The organism is Nonomuraea sp. NPDC005983 (genome assembly GCF_040614375.1).
Lineage (GTDB): Bacteria > Actinomycetota > Actinomycetes > Streptosporangiales > Streptosporangiaceae > Nonomuraea.
The window spans coordinates 20,293-36,986 of record NZ_JBEXUP010000090.1 but is presented as its reverse complement, the minus strand read 5'-3'; the positions used below and the strand labels follow the sequence as shown (position 1 = coordinate 36,986).

The following is a 16,694-nucleotide window of genomic DNA, read 5'->3' as shown; positions in this document are numbered from 1 at the left end:
GCCGCGGCGGCGGGCCGCGCGGCCACCAGGCGGGTGACGCCGCCCGAGCCGACGACCGGCGCCGCGCGCGTCGCCCACCTGGCCAGGCAGCTCCTGCGGGAGCGCCACCTGGAGGACGTGACGAGCGCCGAGCTGGCGGAGGCCGCGGGCGTCAGCCGCTTCGGCGTCTACCGCGCCTTCCACGCCGCGTACGGCCTGTCTCCCAGTGACTACCAGCGTCAGCTGCGGCTCGGCTCGGCTCGGAGGCTGATCGCGAGCGGCCTGCCGCTCGGCGAGGTCGCGGCCCGTACGGGCTTCGCCGACCAGAGCCACCTCACCCGCTGGTTCAACCGCTACTTCGGCCTGACACCCGGCGCCTATCGCGACGCGGTTGGTCCCGGTGTCACCCCATCCTGACGGGAAGTTCCTTGATCCCGTTGATGAAGAGGGAGCGCAGCCGCCGGGCGGGTCCCGTCTGGCGGATGCCGGGGTAGCGGCGGGCGAGCTGCTCGAACAGGATGCGGAGCTCCAGCTTGGCCAGGTGGTTGCCGAGGCAGAAGTGCGCGCCGCCGCCGCCGAAGCCGATGTGCGGGTTGGGGCTGCGGCCGATGTCGAAGGTGTCGGCGTCGGGGAAGACCGAGGCGTCCCGGTTGGCGGACGCGTAGAAGACGACGACCTTGTCGTCCGCCTTCACCTGCTGGCCGCCCAACTCCAGATCCGCCGTCGCGGTGCGGCGGAACAGGTTCACAGGCGAGACCCATCGGACGATTTCGTCGGCGGCGGTGCCGGCGAGCGTGGGGTCGGCGGTCAGCCGCTCCCACTGCTCGGGGTGTTCGAAGAGGGCGAGCATGCCGCCTGAGGCCGCGTTCCTGGTCGTCTCGTTGCCCGCGACGACGAGCAGGAGGACGAACAGATCGAACTCGTTCTCGTCCAGGGTCTCGCCGTCGTTGTCCGGTTGGAGGAGCTTGGTGACGATGTCGTCGCGCGGGGCCGCCCGGCGCTGGGCGGCGAGCTGGTTGGCGTAGGCGTAGACCTCGCCGGCCGCCGCGCTGCCCTGCTCGGGGGAGTCGGCGTAGTCGGGGTCCTGCGCGCCGATCATCCGGTTCGACCAGGTGAACAGCTTGTCGCGGTCGGAGACGGGGGCGCCGAGCAGCTCGCAGATGACGTAGAGCGGCAGGGGGGCCGCGACCTCGGTGACGAAGTCGGCCTCGTCGGAGCACTTGTCGAGCAGGTCGTCGCAGATGTCGCGGATGTGCTGTTCGAGGGCGCCGATGGTGCGGGGGGTGAAGCCGCGGTTGACGAGCGAGCGGCGGCGGGTGTGCTCGGGCGGGTCCTGGTTGAGCATCATCATCCGCTGGAGGGCGCGCTGCTCCTCGGGCATCTCGTCGAACAGGGCGAGCCGCCTGGACGAGGAGAACAGCTCGGAGTGCCGGGAGATGTGCACGACGTCCTCGTAGCGGGTGACGGCCCAGAAGGCGGGCTCGCCGGGGTGCCGATAGACGGGCGCGTTGGACCGCAGCCAGCGGAGCTGCTCGTGCGGTGGTCCTGAGGTGGCGTACCGGTCCTGGTCAATGAGATCGATCTGCACGGGCCCTCATCCCAGCGGCTGTTGATCAAGCGCTTGGTTGCGCACCTTATTGAAACGTGTTCTATTACGCCAGGCCGCCTCCGTCAACCCGTCACCGGCCCGGACGTGTCCGTGGAAGTCCTGTCGGATCAGGCTTCGTGATGATCCGCCGTCCGTGGCCGCCGTGCTGCGGGCGTGCCCGTACTGGCCGATTAAAACGTGTTATTGCCTGAATCATCGGGTCTTTCTGGGGTGTTGGATCACCGAAGTGTGTCCCGGCCTGCCGATGAGGAGGGGGTGGCGGCCTTGGTGACGGGAACGCCATGCCCCGGCTGCGGTCCGATCGCGACAGACATCCGACGGGGCGGCCGGTGACGTCTCTGAGGTGCGACGATGAAAGATCGGCTCTTTCGGGCGGCGGGTCCGGGCGTTTCGCGGACCTCGATCGGAGTTCTCCCTGGTCTATGCAACCGATTGCGGGGCGACCTCGGCGTATTCACCCGCCACGGATCGGAGGTATCGGCCTCCGAAGTCTTGACAGCCTGAGGGTGCGCCTACCAGCATCGAAGCGAGAGACATCCGATGAATAACCGAAGGATGCGGTGTGAAGCTGCTGCGAGTAGGACCTGTCGGCCAGGAGCGACCGGTGGTGATGGACGGCGCCGGTAAGCTGCGCGACATCGGAGAGCCCGAGATCGACGGGGCTTTCCTCGCTTCCGGGGGAGTGGCGCGCGTCCGGGACGCGCTCGAGCGTGACGTGCTGCCCGTCGTCGCCGAGGAGGGGTTGCGTGTCGGCGCCCCCATCGCGCGTCCGGGCAAGATCGTGTGTATCGGCCTGAACTACAGCGACCACGCCGCCGAGTCCGGAGCCGAGGTGCCGGCCGAGCCCGTCGTGTTCATGAAGGCGTCCAACACCCTCGTCGGCCCGTACGACGAGGTGCTGGTGCCGCGCGGTAGCGTGAAGACCGACTGGGAAGTGGAGCTCGCCGTCGTCATCGGCAAGCGGGCGCGCTACCTGGCCTCCAAGGAGGAGGCGCTCGACGTCGTCGCCGGATACGCGGTGGCCAACGACGTCTCCGAGCGCGAGTTCCAGCTCGAACGCGGCGGCCAGTGGGACAAGGGGAAGTCCTGCGAGACGTTCAACCCGCTGGGCCCGTGGCTGGTGACCGCCGACGAGATCGGCGACCCGCAGAACCTCGCGATGCGGCTGTGGGTCAACGGCGAGCAGCGCCAGGACGGTGACACCAAGAACATGATCTTCGACGTGGCCGAGATCGTCCGCTACCTGAGCCAGTTCATGGTGCTCGAACCCGGCGACCTGATCAACACCGGCACCCCGGCCGGAGTGGCCATGGGCATCCCGGGCCAGCCCTACCTGCGCGCGGGCGACGTGATGGAGCTGGAGATCGACGGACTGGGCCGCCAGCGCCAGACGGTGGGGCAGGCATGACCTACCGGATCGTGGGGATGCAGACGCACGACATCCGCTTCCCCACTTCACGCGAGCTCGACGGTTCCGACGCGATGAACCCCGACCCCGACTACTCCGCCGCCTACGTCGTCCTCACGACCGACGACGGGTTCTCCGGGCACGGCTTCGCGTTCACGATCGGGCGCGGCAACGACGTCCAGACCGCGGCGATCAGCGCGCTGGAGCCGTACGTGGTCGGCAAGGACGTCGAGGACCTCGGCGCGCTGTACAAGGAGATGGTCAACGACTCGCAGCTGCGCTGGCTGGGGCCGGAGAAGGGCGTCATGCACATGGCGATCTCCGCCGTGGTCAACGCCCTGTGGGATCTGAAGGCCAAGCGGGCGGGCAAGCCGCTCTGGCTGCTGCTGTCGGAGATGACGCCGGAGCAGATCGTCGACCTGATCGACTTCCGCTACCTGAGCGACGCCCTCACCCCGGAGCAGGCGCTCCAGATCCTGAAGGAGGCAGAACCGACCAGGAAGCAGCGGATCGAGCTCCTCAAGGCCGAGGGCTACCCCGCCTACACGACCTCCCCCGGCTGGCTCGGCTACGACGACGACAAGCTCCGCCGGCTCTGCAAGGAGGCTCTCGACCAGGGCTTCCCGCAGATCAAGCTCAAGGTCGGCGCCGACCTGGACGACGACATCCGGCGCTTCAGGGTGGCCCGCGAGGTCTGCGGCCCCGACTACCCGATCGCGATCGACGCCAACCAGCGCTGGGACGTCGCCGCCGCCATCGCCTGGGTCAACGAGCTCCAGCCCTTCCACCCGCACTGGGTCGAGGAGCCCACCAGCCCCGACGACATCCTCGGCCACGCCGCCATCGCCGAGGGCGTCAAGCCGATCCCGGTGGCGACCGGTGAGCACGTCCAGAACCGGATCGTGTTCAAGCAGCTCCTGCAGGCCGGTGCGATCTCGTACCTGCAGATCGACTCGGCGCGCGTCGGCGGTGTTAACGAAAACATCGCGATCCTGCTGCTCGCGGCCAGGTTCGGCATCCCCGTCTGCCCGCACGCCGGCGGCGTCGGGCTGTGCGAGCTGGTGCAGCACCTGTCGATGTTCGACTTCGTGGCGGTCACCGGCACCATGGACGGCCGCGTGATCGAGTACGTGGACCACCTGCACGAGCACTTCGTCGACCCCGTCGTCATCGATCACGGCCGCTACGTCGCCCCGAGCGCGCCGGGCTACAGCGCGGAGATGCACGCGGCGTCGATCGCCGCACACAGTTACCCCAACGGCGAGGTCTGGAGAGACGCATGAGCCTCAGAGCGATCGTGACGGGCGGTGGCTCCGGCATCGGGCTCGCGACCGCGAACCTGCTGCTGGAGCGCGGCATGAAGGTCGCCTGCCTGGACGTGACCCCCCCGGGCGACCCGTTCGTCGGGATCAAGGTGGACGTCACCGACGACGCCGGGGTACGGGCGGCCGTCGCCGAGGCGGCCGAGCGGCTCGGCGGCATCGACGTCCTGGTCAACAACGCGGGCATCGGCGCTCAGGGCACCGTCGAGGACAATCCCGACAGCGAGTGGCAGCGGGTGTTCGACGTCAACGTGTTCGGCATGGTCCGGGTGTCGCGGGCCGCGCTGCCGTACCTGCGCAGGTCGGAGCACGCGTCGATCGTCAACACCTGCTCGATCGCGGCCACCGCGGGGCTGCCGAGCCGGGCGCTCTACAGCGCGACCAAGGGCGCGGTGCTGTCGCTGACGCTGGCGATGGCCGCCGACCACGTCCGCGAGGGCATCCGGGTCAACTGCGTCAATCCCGGCACCGCAGACACCCCCTGGGTCGGCAGGCTGCTTGACCAGGCCGACGACCCTGAGGCGGAGAGACAGGCGCTGAACGCCAGGCAGCCCATGGGCCGCCTGGTCAGCGCTGAGGAGGTCGCCGCGGCGATCGCCTACCTCGCAGGCCCCGAGGCCGGGGCGACCACCGGAACCGCGCTCGCGGTCGATGGAGGTATGCAGGGGCTGCGGCTCCGGCCAACCAACTGAGGAAGGGTAACGACCCACGATGAAGTTCGGCCCGGTTGTCGCAGGCGCGGCCCTGCTGGCGGTCATCACCGCCTGCGGCTCCAGCACCCCCACAACAGGAGGCGGTGGCGGGAAGGTCGGCATCGACCACCCGCGCAACGACTCCGACTTCTGGAACTCCTATATCAAGTACGTCCCGCAGATGGCGAGCGAGCTGAAGGTCGACCTGATGCCGGCCACCAACTCGCAGAACGACGTCGCCAAGCTGGTCAACAACGTCCAGGCGCTGGTCGGCCAGGGCGCGAAGGCGATCGTGATGGCGCCGCAGGACACCGGGGCGATCGCCTCGACCCTGCAGATGCTGGAGAACAAGAAGATCCCCGTCGTCACCGTCGACACCCGGCCCGACAAGGGCAAGGTCTACATGGTGGTGCGTGCCGACAACCGGGCCTACGGGACGAAGGCCTGCGAGTTCCTCGGTGCGAAGCTCGGCGGCAAGGGCAAGGTCGTCCAGCTGATGGGCTCGCTCAGCTCGATCAACGGCCGCGACCGGGCCGAGGCGTTCCGTGACTGCATGAAGACCAAGTTCCCCGGCATCTCGGTCTTCGAGGAGCCGACCGAGTGGGAGGGCAGCAAGGCGGCGTCCATGCTGCAGACCCGCCTGGAGCAGAACCCCGACATCAAGGGGATCTACATGCACGCGGGCGGCGTGCACCTGGCGCCGACGTTGCAGGTGCTGAAGCAGAAGGGGCTGCTCGTCCCGCCGGCGGACCCCAAGCACATCTTCGTGGTCTCGAACGACGGCATCCCGCAGGAGTTCGAGGCGATCCGCAAGGGCGACATCGACGCGACGGTCTCGCAGCCCGCCGACCTGTACGCGAGGTACGCGCTCTTCTACGCCAAGGCGGCGGTCGACGGCAAGACCTTCAAGCCCGGCCCGACGGACCACGACAGCACCATCATCCAGCTCCCGAACGGCCTGGAGGACCAGCTGCCCGCCCCGCTCGTCACCAAGGACAACGTGGATGACAAGAACCTCTGGGGCAACCAGGTCAAATAATGAAATTTCACGTTGAAGCCCGCGATGTGGTGAAGCGCTTCGGCTCGACCACAGCGCTGAACCGCGCGGGCATCAGGATCGCCGAAGGGGAGACGCACGCGCTCGTCGGCAGGAACGGCGCGGGCAAGTCCACCCTGGTGTCGATCCTCACCGGGCTCCAGCGTCCGGACGAGGGCGAGGTGCTGTTCTCCGGAGAGGCGGCGCCCGCCCTCGCGGACCGCGACGCGTGGCGGCAGCGCGTCGCCTGCGTCTACCAGAAGTCGACGATCATCCCGGCGCTGACGGTCGCCGAGAACCTGTTCCTGAACCGCCAGACGACCGGCGGGCCGATCAACTGGCGGGCGCTCCGGGCGCGCGCCCGCGAACTGCTCGACACCTACGAGGTGGACGTCGACGCCGCCGCGCTCGCCGGCGACCTGGGCGTCGAGCAGCGCCAGCTGGTGGAGATCGCCCGCGCCCTGTCGTTCGGCGCCCGCTTCATCATCCTGGACGAGCCGACCGCCCGCCTCGACGGCCAGGCCATCGAGCGGCTCTTCACCCGCATGCGGGCGCTGCGCGAGCAGGGCGTGACGATGCTCTACATCTCGCACCACCTGGACGAGGTGTACGAGATCTGCCAGAGCGTCACGGTCTACCGCGACGCCCGGCACGTCGTGACCAGGCCGGTGGCCGAGCTGCCGCACGACGAGCTGGTCGCGGCGATGACGGGCGAGGCCACCGTGGCCTACCAGGCCAGGCTCAGGACGGCGGCCGACAGGGTCGTGCTGTCGTCGGCCGGGCTCTCCCTGGCCGGCCGCTACCAGGACGTGGACCTCGCCGTCAGATCCGGCGAGATCGTGGGTCTGGCCGGATCCGGCAGCAGCGGCAAGGTCGGCCTCGCCGAAACCCTGGTCGGCCTCCGCAGGGCCGACTCGGGCACGGTCACCGTCGACGGCGTCCAGGTGAAGCCGGGCAGCGTGCCCGCCGCGCTCAAGGCCGGCCTCGGGTTCGTCCCGGAGGACCGGCACCACGAGGGCTTCGTCCCCCTGCTGTCGGTCGGCGAGAACGCCACGCTGCCGATCGCGGGCAAGCTCGGCCGCTTCGGCGTGGTCTCACCGGCCCGGCGGCGGGCGAAGGCCGTCCAGATGATCGACAGCCTGGACATCAAGACGGAAGGGCCCGACCAGCCCGTCGCCGACCTGTCGGGCGGCAACGCCCAGAAGGTGGTGTTCGCGCGGGCGCTGGTCGACGACCCGTCCGCGCTGGTGGTGATCAACCCGACCGCGGGTGTGGACGTCAAGGCCAAGCAGGCGCTCCTCGGCGCCGTCGAGGACGCCGTCGAGCGGGGAGCGGGCGCCGTCCTGGTCTCCGACGAGCTGGACGACCTGCGCATCTGCGACCGGGTGCTGGTGATGTTCCACGGCCGGGTCGTCAGGGACGTGCCCCGTGGCTGGACCGACCACGAGCTCGTGGCCGTGATGGAAGGCATAGAAGATTGACCACTCTGACTGCGCCCACCCATCGGGTGCGGCTCGCCAGGTTCCGGGACCTCACGCTGGTCCCGGTCATCGTGCTCCTGCTCATCGTGGGCGCGTTCCTGGACCCCGTCTTCCTGACCCCCGGCAACCTGACGAACGTGCTGCAACAGCAGGCGTCGATCTCGCTGCTGGTGCTGGCCGAGTCGCTGATCCTGATCTCCGGCAAGTTCGACCTGTCGCTGGAGTCGACGGTCGGCATGGCCCCGGCGATCGCCGTGATGCTGGTGATCCCGGCCGCTGCGGGCGGGTTCGGCCTGAGCCTGCCCGGCGCGCTGGTGATCCCGCTCTGCCTGCTCATCGGGGCGGCGATCGGGGCCTTCAACGGGTTCCTGATCATCAAGTTCCAGCTCTCGGCGTTCATCGTCACGCTGGCCATGCTGATCATCGTGCACGGCCTCCAGCTCGGCCCGACCGAGGGCAAGACGCTCTTCCAGCTCCCCGACTCGATCCTCTACCTCGGCAGCGCCACCTGGCTGGGCCTGCCCGCGGCCATCTGGATCGCGGGCCTGCTGTTCGTGGCGGGCATCGTCGGCCTGGCCTACTTCAGGGTCGGCCGCTCGCTCTACGCGATCGGCGGCAACGCCGACGCGGCCCGCGCCGCCGGCATCCGGGTGGACCGGGTGCTGTGGGGCGTGTTCATCCTGGGCGGGACGCTGGCGGCGCTCGCCGGCATCCTGGAGACCGGACGTCTCGGCGCGATCGGCTCGAACCAGGGCGTCGGCTGGATCTTCATGGTGTTCGCCGCCGCCGTCATCGGCGGCGTCAGCATGGACGGCGGCAAGGGCACGATCCTCGGCGCGCTCACCGGCGTGCTGGTGATCGGCCTGGTGCAGAACCTGCTCACGCTCAAGGGCGTGTCCGGCTTCTGGCAGCCGGTCGTCTACGGCGGCATCATCCTCATCGCCCTCATGATCAGCCGGATCGCCGGCGGAAAGGCACAGGACTGATGGCACGACTCGCCCTTCCCCGACACGGTTTCGGCGCCGCGCCGATCGCCGGGCTGTACCAGGAGGTCAGCGACGAGCAGGCCCGTGCGACGGTCGACGCCGCCTGGTCGAGCGGCATCCGGCTGTTCGACACCGCGCCGCACTACGGCGTCGGGCTGTCGGAGCGCCGCCTGGGTGCCGCGCTCGCCGGGCGCTCGGGTTTCGTCCTGTCGACCAAGGTCGGCCGCCTGCTCGTCCCCTCGGCCCGGTCAGGACGCGACGACCAGGGCTTCGACGTGTCCGCCTCGCTGGAGCGGGTGTGGGACTTCTCCCGTGACGGAGTCCTGAGGTCCCTGGAGGAGTCCCTGGAGCGGCTCGGCCTGCCGCACGTGGACATCGCCCTCATCCACGACCCCGACGACCACCTCGACCAGGCGTTGTCCGAGGCGTACCCGGCGCTGGCGGAGCTGCGCTCGCAGGGCGTGGTCAAGGCCGTCGGCGTCGGGATGAACCAGTGGCAGGCGCCGCTGCGGTTCGTCCAGGAGACGGACCTGGACGTGGTCATGCTCGCCGGGCGGTACACCCTGCTCGACCAGTCGGGGCTGCCGCTGCTGGACGCCTGCGAGGCGCGGGGGGTGCAGGTGCTCGCGGCGGGCGTCTTCAACAGCGGCCTGCTGGCCATGCCCCAGCCGTCGGGGACGTACGACTACCTGCCCGCACCCGAGGCCGTCCTCGACCGGGCCAGGCGCATCGCGACGATCTGCGAGGCGCACGGCGTCGTGCTGCCGCAGGCGGCGATGGCCTTCCCGCTGCGGCACCCGGCGGTCGCCACGATCGTCCTGGGCGCCCGCTCACCCGAGGAGGTCAGGGCCAACGCCGAACTCTGGGGACGTCCGGTGCCCGACGCGCTCTGGGCCGAGCTGGAGTCGGCGGGTCTGCTGCCTCAGCCGGGGAACGCGTAGTTCACGATCCACAACCCCGGGATCACCTCGACCTCGCCTCGCAGCGTGAACCCCAGCCGCTCGTACAGCGTCCGGGCGGGAGCGTTGGCGCGCCCCGTGGACACCACGACCCCGCGCCCGCCCGCCCGGGCCATGACCTCCTTGACCAGGGCCCGGCCGATGCCGCGCCGGTGCGCGCCCGGGTGCACCACGAGGCGGTTGACGTCCACCTCGTCCGGGGTCTCCTCCCAGGCCACGGCTCCTACCAACCGGTTGTCGTCGTCGACCGCGCCCAGCCAGAGCAGGGGCTCGGCCAGCAACTCGGTCAGCGTCTCGTGCAGCGGCGGGATCCGGTCGTCGCCGATGATCTCCGCTTCCACGGCGTACGCGGCATGCTGCAGCTCGAGCAGTTCCTGCCCGAGCGCACCATCATCAGGGGAGATTTCGTCAATTCGCATTCGACGAGTATCGCCCACACGGTGGGGGTCAGCCTGCGTCGGATCTGCGGTCGCCGGTCGCCGGCGTGGGGTCCGGCGCGCGCGACACCAGGTCGAGCAGTTCGTCCACCGACCACTGGTCGTAGACGTGCTCGCCGTGCTTGACGGCGAGCACGCGGCCGTCGCGGCCGATCAGGAAGTCGGCGGGCAGGCCCAGCCGGCCGCCGTGCGGGACGGCCGCCGGCGCGCGCCCCTGGCCGCGCAGGAGCCCCCACATGCTGACCGCGAGCGCGCGGACGATCGGCCCCCAGGCACGCGGGCTGAGCAGCGAGCGGGCCGCCGACTTCACGCCGAACTCGGCGTACAACCGCTTGCGCGGGTCGGGGATCACCGCGAACGGCAGGTCGGCGGTGTGCTCGGCCAGCTCTTCCGCGTGCGAGTGGAAGACCACGACCTCGCGGACGCCCGCCGCCTCGATCTCCGCGTGCCGCCGCACCACGGAGCGCAGGTGCAGGTTGCAGACCGGGCATCCGGCGAACCGCCGGAACTGCAGGTGGATCAGCCGGTCGCCGTCGGGGACGGCGACCGGAGGGCCGGAGAGCTGGGTCAGCTCGCGGGGGGTGAGCAGGAACCCGGGTTCGATCGCCGATCGGGACACACCCATCGGACACCCCTCTCGTAGGCGTACAACATACGCTTACGATGATAGGCGTATGGCGTACACTGTCAACCGTCATGCCACGTCCGCGCTCGCTCACTCCTGACCAATTGGCGTCCGCCGCCCTCACCGTCATCGACCGCGACGGGCTCGCCGGGCTGTCGATGCGCGCGGTCGCCCAGCAGGTCGGCATGAGCACCATGGCGCTCTACCGGTACATCGACGATCGGGGAGAGCTCGAACGGCTCGTGGTCGAGCAGGTCCTCGGCACGGTCGACACGACGCCCCCCGCCACCGGCGGGTCCTGGCACCACCGGATCGAGGTCATGGTGGACCGCCTCCGCGGCGTCGTGGGCGCCCACCCATGGGTCGTGCCGTTGGTCATCGCGCACCGGCATCGCTCCATCGGCGTGCTGCGCTGGTCGGAGACGGTGGCCGGCATCTTCGCCGAAGCCGGCCTCGACGGCCGCAGGCGCGTCATCGCCCTGCGCTGCCTACTCGCCTACGTCATCGGGGCGATCCAGCTCGAACACCTCGGGCCGCTGGTGGGGGCCGGTACGCAGGCCATCGCCGACCTGCCGCGCACCGAGTTCCCCCACATGGCCGCCACCGCCGCGCACGTGCACCTGGTCGACGCCGACGAGGAGTTCCACGGCGGCCTCACCAACCTGCTACGCGGCATGGAGGTATGACCCGCGGCGCGCCTAACCGATCTCCCACAGGGCGCCGACGGGCATCGCCCGCATCCGGTCGCCGAACGGGAGCGTCTGCGCCCCCGTGTGGAGCACGATCCCTGCGACGAAGTCGTCCCCGAGCCGGGCGGCGAGATCCGGGAGAGGTCGTGCACATCGCGGGCGATCAGGTCTCCAACGTAGGAGTCGCGGGCCGCCTGCCGGACCGGCGCGGCCTCCGCCCGGCCAGGACGGGGCGGTCTGCCAGCGGGCGGACGACAGGCCGAGCGACTCCAGTGCCGCCCGTCGGACGGTGTACGGCTGGCCCACCAGGGAGCGGCCGTCGTCGTACAGCAGGTCGTAACAGACCAGCACCTCGGCGCCCGCCTCAGGCGAACTCGAAGGCGTGCGCGCCGGGGTTCCCGCCCCTACCCGAGGGCCTTGCGCAGCCAGGACTCCACGCCCGCCACGTGCACCGTGGCCCACGAGCGCGCCACGTCCGCCTGCCGGGCGGCGATGGCCTCGTAGATCGCGGTGTGCTGCTCGCGGGTCTTGTCCATGGCGCCCTCCTGGGTGAGGCCGCGCCAGATCCGGGCCCTGGTGGTGGGCCCCGACAGGCTCTCGATGAACGAGCAGAGCACGCTGTTGCCGGACCCCTGGGCGATGCGCTGGTGGAAGTCCAGGTCGTTGGCGACCAGTTCCTCGACCGTGGGCTCCTCGGGCAGTGACTCCAGGATGGCCCGAAGTTCCTCGATCTCCTCGTCGGTCATCAGCTTGGTGGCCATCGCGGTGGCCGCGGGCTCGAGGATGCGGCGCACCTCGAAGAACTGCAGGACGGTGTCGTCTCGGTGCAGGTCCAGTACGAACGACATGGTGTCGAGCAGCAGGTGCGGCTCCAGGCTGGTGACGTAGGTGCCATCGCCCTGCCGCACGTCGAGGACGTTGATCAGCGCCAGCGCCCGCACGGCCTCGCGCAGCGAGTTGCGTGACAGGCCGAGCCGTTCGGCCAGGTCAGCCTCCTTGGGCAGCCTGTCGCCCGGGGCCAGCTCGCCCGAGAGGATCATCTGCTTGATCTTGTCGATGGCCGCGTCGGTGACCGCCACACTCTTCTCCCTAGACATCGGATGTCTAGGAGTCTATGGCCTTGAAGCGCACCGGGTGGACCCCAGGGACGCGGTCGATCTGGCCGCGCGCCTCCAGGGTGCGCAGGTGCGCAGCGGCCTCGCCGGCCGCCATGCCGCGCAGTACCGGGGCCAGTTCGTCCCAGGGCCTGTTCCAGGTCATCATCGAGGCGGTCTCCCAGATGGTCAGCGGTCGCGTCAGCAGGGCCGCGAGCCGGGTGAGCTTCTCCTCGTGATGGTGGCGGATCTCGGCCGCGCGTGCCGCCACATCCGGAAATATCCACTCATGGGCGGGGAGTGCGTCGAGGGGGCCCAGCTCGGCCACCCGGTCCAGGGAGTCCAGGAAGTCACCCAGCGGATCCACGTCGTCCCTGTCGTAGGGGTAGATGCCGATGTGCGGGGTGATGTCGGGCAGGACGTGGTCGCCGGTGAACAGGCGGTCGGCGTCCTCCAGATGCAGGCAGATGTGGCCGGGCGTGTGGCCGGGCGTGTGCACGGCGCGCAGTTTGCGCCCGGGCAGGTCCACCAGGTCGCCGTCGCGCAGTTCCCGGTCGGGCAGCGCCGGCACGTGCGGACGCCCCGCGCTGGCGGCCTCCACGTCGCCCTCACCGGCGCCCGCACGCCTGAGCATGTCCGCCTGGAAGCTCCTGTGCTCGCCCTCGGCCAGCCCATGTATGAGCCTGACCAGCGCGGCGTCGGCCTCGTGCATGGCGATCCAGGCGCCGGACGTCTCCCTGACCCGGCCCGCCAGCCCCGCGTGGTCGGGGTGGAAGTGGGTGACGACCACGCCGCTGACCGCACTCACGTCCAGGCCGAGGGCGGCCAGGCCGGTCTCCAGGGCCTGCCAGGCGTCGGGATGGTTCCACCCGGCGTCGACCAGGACGGGCCCCCTGGGGGAGTCGACGGCGTAGACGAGCGTGTAGCCCAGCGGGTTGCCCGGGATTGGCACGGGCACGCTCCACACGCCCCCGCCGAGGTCCTGCGGGCGCTGCTGCGCGTACGCCCTGCGCCGGGTCTTCGTCATGGCCGGTTCACGCGGCCCGCTCGAGGATCGTCGCCGTGGCCAGCGCGCCGCCCGCGCACATCGTGACCAGCGCGGTCGTCGAGTCCGAGCGTTCCAGCTCGTGCAGCGCGGACGTGATCAGCCGCGCGCCGGTGGCCCCCACCGGATGGCCGAGCGCGATCGCGCCGCCGTTGACGTTGACCCGGTCGAAGTCCGGCTCGTGCACGCTCGCCCACGACAGCACGACCGAAGCGAACGCCTCGTTCACCTCGAACCTGTCGAGGTCGCCCACGGTCATCCCGGACGAGCCGAGCACCTTGGCGGTCGCGTCGACCGGGCCGTCGAGGTGGTAATACGGCTCCGCGCCCACCAGGGCCTGGGCCACGATCCTGGCCCGGGGGCGCAGGCCGTACCGGGCGGCGGCCTCCTCGCTCATCAGCAGGACCGCGGCGGCGCCGTCCGAGATCTGCGACGACGTGCCCGCGGTGTGCAGGCCGTCGTCGAGCACCGGTTTGAGCCCGGCAAGCCCTTCGGCGGTGGTCTCGCGCAGCCCCTGGTCGCGGGTGACCTCGCCGACCGGGACGATCTCGCGCTCGAACCGGCCGTCGGCCCACGCCTTGGCGGCGAGCCGCTGGGAGCGCGCGCCGAACCAGTCGAGCCGCTCGCGGGTCAGCCCACGCCGCTGCGCGATGCGCTCGGCGGCGGTGAACTGGCGGGGCAGGTCGATGCTCCAGTCGTCGGGACGCGGACTGGCAGGCAGCACGTTGCTGCCGAGCGGCGCCCTGCTCATCACCTCGATCCCGCAGCCGATGGCCACCTCGACCACCCCTGCCCTGATCATCGCCGCCGCCAGGTGCACGGCCTGCTGGGACGAGCCGCACTGCGCGTCGACCGTGGTGACCCCTGTCTGGTAGGGCAGGCCCGCGTACAGCCAGGCGTACCGGCCGATGTGCCCGCCCTGCTCGCCGGCCTGGGTGACGCATCCGGTGAAGACCTGGCCGACGATGGCCGGGTCGATGCCGGCGCGCTCGACGAGGCCGTTCAGCGCGGTGGCCAGCACCTGCTGGGGCTTGAGCCCGGCCAGCCAGCCGTTCCGCTTGCCGATGGGGGTGCGGACGGCCTCGACGATCACCGGTGTGCCCACAGTCGCCTCCAGAATCATGCTCCGGAGCAAACTGTAACGCGTTCTACTTTGCTGCGGAACCCTCCTCGACGGGCAAGCCGCGCGGCAGGCCGAACAGGTCGAACAGGGAGACGTCGAAGAACATCACGACATGGCCGACCCGCGCGCCGGTCAGCGTCAGCACCTGCAGCGCGAACGCGTGATACTCCCCGCCCGCGCGCAGGTACGCCGCGAACGCCGGCTGCCCGTTGGCCGCGACGGGCACCAGGCGCAGATCGCCGGGCTTGTTGGCCGGGCAGTTCGTCACGATGAGCCGGCCGATGTTCTCGGGGCCCTGGTACCAGCCGGGGTACGGCGGCATCTCCCAGATCGCGTCTTTGGTGAACAGCTCGACGATCGCGTCGACGTCGTAGTTCTCGAACGCCGTCATGTACCGGTCGAGCAGGGCCTGCCGGTCGGGAGACAGGGGCTCGACCCGGTCGTCGAGGGTCGGCGACACCTCGTGCAGGCGGGCGCGGGCCCGTTGCAGCATGCTGTTGACGGCGGGGGTCGTGATGTCGAGCGCGGCGGCCACCTCGGCGGCCCGCCAGCTCAGCACCTCACGCAGGATCAGGACCGCGCGCTGCCTGGGCGGCAGGTGCTGCAGGGCGGCGACCAGTGCCAGCCTGATGCTCTCACGCGAGGTCACGATCGACGCCGGATCGCCCGGGCCCGCGCCCACCAGCCCGTCGGGGACCGGCTCCAGCCACGGCACCTCGGGCTGCTCGACGACGGGCGCGGTGGCCTCCGCCTCCGGCGTGCCGAGGCCCGTCGGCAGCGGACGCCTGCTCCGGCTGTCGAGCGCGGTCAGGCAGGCGCGGGTGGCGATGCTGTAGAGCCAGGTACGCAGGGACGAGCGCCCCTCGAACCCCTCGTACGAGCGCCACGCGCGCAGATAGGTCTCCTGGACGAGATCCTCGGCGTCGTGTGCCGAGCCCAGCATGCGGTAGCAGTGCGCCAGCAGCTCGCGCCTCAGCGGGTCGGCGAGCTGCAGGAACTCCTCGTTCGACGGCCTGTCGCTCATGCCCCCCTGTATAGCCGCTGCCTCCGACAATTCTGTTCAGGCCCTTCCAGGGGGACCCTCACGGGCGGCTTCAGGCTCTTCGGGAGGCCTGGGCGCGCCCACGGGCGGCTTCAGCGGTGGGACGTCTCACTCCGGGACCGTGAGGACGATCTTGCCGGTGGTGCGGCCCGACTCGCCCAGCTCGTGCGCCTTCGCCGCGTCCGACAGCGGCATGACGGCGGCCACCTCGGCGCGGAGCCTGCCCGCCTCGGACAGGGCGGCGAGGGCGCGCATCGCGGAGTGGTCCGGCTCGACCAGCATCGGCTCCGACCGGACGCCCCGCTCGGCCGCCTGCCGGTCCAGGTCCTGCGCCAGCAGCGAGAGGGCGAGCGAGACGAGCGTGCCGCCCTCGCGCAGGGTGAGCAGCGAGCGTGGGCCGTAGTCGCCGCCGATCGTGTCGAGCACCGCGTCCACGTCGCGGACGCGCTCGGTGAAGTCCTCGGTTCGGTAGTCGATGAGCTCGTCCGCGCCCAGGTCGCGCAGGAGGTCGTGCTTGGCGGCGCTGGCCGTGCCGATGACGTGCGCGCCGCGGGCCTTGGCGATCTGGACGGCGAAGTGGCCCACCCCGCCCGCCGCGGCGTGGACCAGCACCCGGCTGCCCGCCCTCACCTCCGCCGTGTCCACCAGCGCCTGCCAGGCGGTGAGGGCGGCGAGCGGTATCGCGCCCGCGTGGACGTGGTCGAGTCCGGCGGGCTTGCGGGCGAAGTGCCTGGCCGGAGCCGACACGTACTCGGCGTAGGCGCCGTTGCCCTGCGGGTAGCGGAGCATGCCGAAGACCTCGTCGCCCGGCTTGTACAGGGTCGTCCCGAGGCCGACGGCCTCCACGACGCCCGCGACGTCCCAGCCGAGCGTGAACGGCGGGGGCGTGCGGAGCAGGCCGCCGGTCGCGCGGGTCTTCCAGTCGGTCGGGTTCACCCCTGCCGCGAGCACCCGCACCAGCACCTCGGTAGGGCCCGGCTCCGGCCTGTCCACCTCTACCAGCTTCAGCACCTCAGGGCCGCCCAGGGCGTCCTGGCTGATCGCGCGCATCTTCATGGCGTCCAGCCTGCTCGGTTCCGGCCCGATGCCGCGAGTGGCCCAAGGGTCAAGGTGTGCAAAGATCGGGATGAGCCCCGGGCAGTGGCTCATTTCTGCGCCAGCACCTCC

At 70.7% G+C, this 16,694-nt stretch carries 18 protein-coding genes; 9 read left to right on the top strand and 9 right to left on the bottom strand.

Annotated features, from left to right (window positions below):
• Positions 1–396, top strand: a 396-nt coding sequence (locus ABZ297_RS31590; RefSeq protein ID WP_355353631.1) for an AraC family transcriptional regulator, incomplete at its 5' end; no start/stop codon positions are given.
• Here the strand turns inward: ABZ297_RS31590 and ABZ297_RS31585 are convergent.
• Entirely contained in the window at positions 383–1,567 is a 1,185-nt protein-coding gene (locus tag ABZ297_RS31585) for a cytochrome P450 (RefSeq protein ID WP_355353628.1), read from the bottom strand. The genes ABZ297_RS31590 and ABZ297_RS31585 overlap by 14 nt on opposite strands.
• Positions 1,568–2,150: 583 nt before the next feature.
• On the opposite strand from ABZ297_RS31585, the gene ABZ297_RS31580 reads away from it, so the two are divergent.
• The 7 genes from ABZ297_RS31580 to ABZ297_RS31550 are packed head-to-tail and all read left to right on the top strand — an operon-like array spanning position 2,151 to position 9,454.
• Entirely contained in the window at positions 2,151–2,996 is an 846-nt protein-coding gene (locus ABZ297_RS31580) for a fumarylacetoacetate hydrolase family protein (RefSeq protein ID WP_355353625.1), read from the top strand.
• Positions 2,993–4,279: an L-fuconate dehydratase gene (locus ABZ297_RS31575; RefSeq protein WP_355353622.1), complete on the top strand. Its 1,287-nt coding sequence runs from the start codon at positions 2,993–2,995 to the stop codon at positions 4,277–4,279. The genes ABZ297_RS31580 and ABZ297_RS31575 overlap by 4 nt, the downstream gene beginning before the upstream one ends.
• Entirely contained in the window at positions 4,276–5,010 is a 735-nt protein-coding gene (locus ABZ297_RS31570) for an SDR family oxidoreductase (RefSeq protein WP_355353619.1), read from the top strand. The genes ABZ297_RS31575 and ABZ297_RS31570 overlap by 4 nt, the downstream gene beginning before the upstream one ends.
• 19 nt (positions 5,011–5,029) lie before the next feature.
• Positions 5,030–6,049, top strand: coding sequence for a sugar ABC transporter substrate-binding protein (locus ABZ297_RS31565; RefSeq protein ID WP_355353616.1), 1,020 nt, complete (start codon positions 5,030–5,032; stop codon positions 6,047–6,049).
• A complete protein-coding gene (locus tag ABZ297_RS31560) occupies positions 6,049–7,527 on the top strand; it encodes a sugar ABC transporter ATP-binding protein (RefSeq protein ID WP_355353613.1) in 1,479 nt (492 codons plus the stop codon). The genes ABZ297_RS31565 and ABZ297_RS31560 overlap by 1 nt, the downstream gene beginning before the upstream one ends.
• A complete protein-coding gene (locus tag ABZ297_RS31555) occupies positions 7,524–8,513 on the top strand; it encodes an ABC transporter permease (protein WP_355353610.1) in 990 nt (329 codons plus the stop codon). Before ABZ297_RS31560 ends, ABZ297_RS31555 begins: the two co-directional genes overlap by 4 nt.
• On the top strand, positions 8,513–9,454 hold the full coding sequence (locus ABZ297_RS31550; protein ID WP_355353607.1) for an aldo/keto reductase: 942 nt from the start codon (positions 8,513–8,515) through the stop codon (positions 9,452–9,454). The genes ABZ297_RS31555 and ABZ297_RS31550 overlap by 1 nt, the downstream gene beginning before the upstream one ends.
• Here ABZ297_RS31550 and ABZ297_RS31545 read toward each other — a convergent pair.
• Positions 9,436–9,891: a GNAT family N-acetyltransferase gene (locus tag ABZ297_RS31545; RefSeq protein ID WP_355353604.1), complete on the bottom strand. Its 456-nt coding sequence runs from the start codon at positions 9,889–9,891 to the stop codon at positions 9,436–9,438. The two genes, ABZ297_RS31550 and ABZ297_RS31545, sit on opposite strands and share 19 nt — an antisense overlap.
• Positions 9,892–9,919: 28 nt before the next feature.
• Positions 9,920–10,534 (bottom strand): peroxiredoxin-like family protein, encoded by a 615-nt coding sequence (locus tag ABZ297_RS31540; RefSeq protein ID WP_355353601.1) that lies wholly within the window; start codon positions 10,532–10,534, stop codon positions 9,920–9,922.
• A 71-nt stretch (positions 10,535–10,605) separates the two neighbouring features.
• Here ABZ297_RS31540 and ABZ297_RS31535 point away from each other — a divergent pair, with 71 nt between their 5' ends.
• Positions 10,606–11,220 (top strand): TetR/AcrR family transcriptional regulator, encoded by a 615-nt coding sequence (locus ABZ297_RS31535; RefSeq protein ID WP_355353598.1) that lies wholly within the window; start codon positions 10,606–10,608, stop codon positions 11,218–11,220.
• A gap of 12 nt (positions 11,221–11,232) precedes the next feature.
• On the opposite strand, the gene ABZ297_RS31530 is transcribed toward ABZ297_RS31535, so the two are convergent.
• From ABZ297_RS31530 to ABZ297_RS31505, 6 genes are all read right to left on the bottom strand, one after another.
• Positions 11,233–11,574 carry a hypothetical protein gene (locus ABZ297_RS31530; RefSeq protein ID WP_355353595.1) on the bottom strand — a complete coding sequence of 114 codons (342 nt, stop codon included), beginning with the start codon at positions 11,572–11,574 and terminating at the stop codon, positions 11,233–11,235.
• Positions 11,575–11,627: 53 nt separating this feature from the next.
• The gene (locus ABZ297_RS31525; RefSeq protein ID WP_355353592.1) at positions 11,628–12,302 is read right to left on the bottom strand and encodes a FadR/GntR family transcriptional regulator; all 675 of its coding nucleotides are present in this window, start codon (positions 12,300–12,302) and stop codon (positions 11,628–11,630) included.
• A gap of 25 nt (positions 12,303–12,327) precedes the next feature.
• On the bottom strand, positions 12,328–13,344 hold the full coding sequence (locus ABZ297_RS31520) for an MBL fold metallo-hydrolase (RefSeq protein WP_355353589.1): 1,017 nt from the start codon (positions 13,342–13,344) through the stop codon (positions 12,328–12,330).
• Positions 13,345–13,351: 7 nt separating this feature from the next.
• Entirely contained in the window at positions 13,352–14,467 is a 1,116-nt protein-coding gene (locus ABZ297_RS31515) for a steroid 3-ketoacyl-CoA thiolase (RefSeq protein ID WP_355353640.1), read from the bottom strand.
• A 43-nt stretch (positions 14,468–14,510) separates the two neighbouring features.
• The gene (locus ABZ297_RS31510) at positions 14,511–15,509 is read right to left on the bottom strand and encodes a sigma-70 family RNA polymerase sigma factor (RefSeq protein ID WP_355353587.1); all 999 of its coding nucleotides are present in this window, start codon (positions 15,507–15,509) and stop codon (positions 14,511–14,513) included.
• 126 nt (positions 15,510–15,635) lie between these two features.
• A complete protein-coding gene (locus ABZ297_RS31505; RefSeq protein ID WP_355353637.1) occupies positions 15,636–16,577 on the bottom strand; it encodes an NADP-dependent oxidoreductase in 942 nt (313 codons plus the stop codon).
• Between the last annotated feature and the right edge of the window lie 117 nt (positions 16,578–16,694).

What these genes read in the sequence shown, in the direction of transcription:
- ABZ297_RS31575 (WP_355353622.1), top strand. Translation starts at nt 2,993, where the DNA reads ATGACCTACCGGATCGTGGGGATGCAGACGCACGACATCCGCTTCCCC.
- ABZ297_RS31570 (WP_355353619.1), top strand. Translation starts at nt 4,276, where the DNA reads ATGAGCCTCAGAGCGATCGTGACGGGCGGTGGCTCCGGCATCGGGCTC.
- ABZ297_RS31565 (WP_355353616.1), top strand. Translation starts at nt 5,030, where the DNA reads ATGAAGTTCGGCCCGGTTGTCGCAGGCGCGGCCCTGCTGGCGGTCATC.
- ABZ297_RS31560 (WP_355353613.1), top strand. Translation starts at nt 6,049, where the DNA reads ATGAAATTTCACGTTGAAGCCCGCGATGTGGTGAAGCGCTTCGGCTCG.
- ABZ297_RS31550 (WP_355353607.1), top strand. Translation starts at nt 8,513, where the DNA reads ATGGCACGACTCGCCCTTCCCCGACACGGTTTCGGCGCCGCGCCGATC.
- ABZ297_RS31545 (WP_355353604.1), bottom strand. Translation starts at nt 9,891, where the DNA reads ATGCGAATTGACGAAATCTCCCCTGATGATGGTGCGCTCGGGCAGGAA.
- ABZ297_RS31540 (WP_355353601.1), bottom strand. Translation starts at nt 10,534, where the DNA reads ATGGGTGTGTCCCGATCGGCGATCGAACCCGGGTTCCTGCTCACCCCC.
- ABZ297_RS31535 (WP_355353598.1), top strand. Translation starts at nt 10,606, where the DNA reads ATGCCACGTCCGCGCTCGCTCACTCCTGACCAATTGGCGTCCGCCGCC.
- ABZ297_RS31520 (WP_355353589.1), bottom strand. Translation starts at nt 13,344, where the DNA reads ATGACGAAGACCCGGCGCAGGGCGTACGCGCAGCAGCGCCCGCAGGAC.
- ABZ297_RS31510 (WP_355353587.1), bottom strand. Translation starts at nt 15,509, where the DNA reads ATGAGCGACAGGCCGTCGAACGAGGAGTTCCTGCAGCTCGCCGACCCG.
- ABZ297_RS31505 (WP_355353637.1), bottom strand. Translation starts at nt 16,577, where the DNA reads ATGCGCGCGATCAGCCAGGACGCCCTGGGCGGCCCTGAGGTGCTGAAG.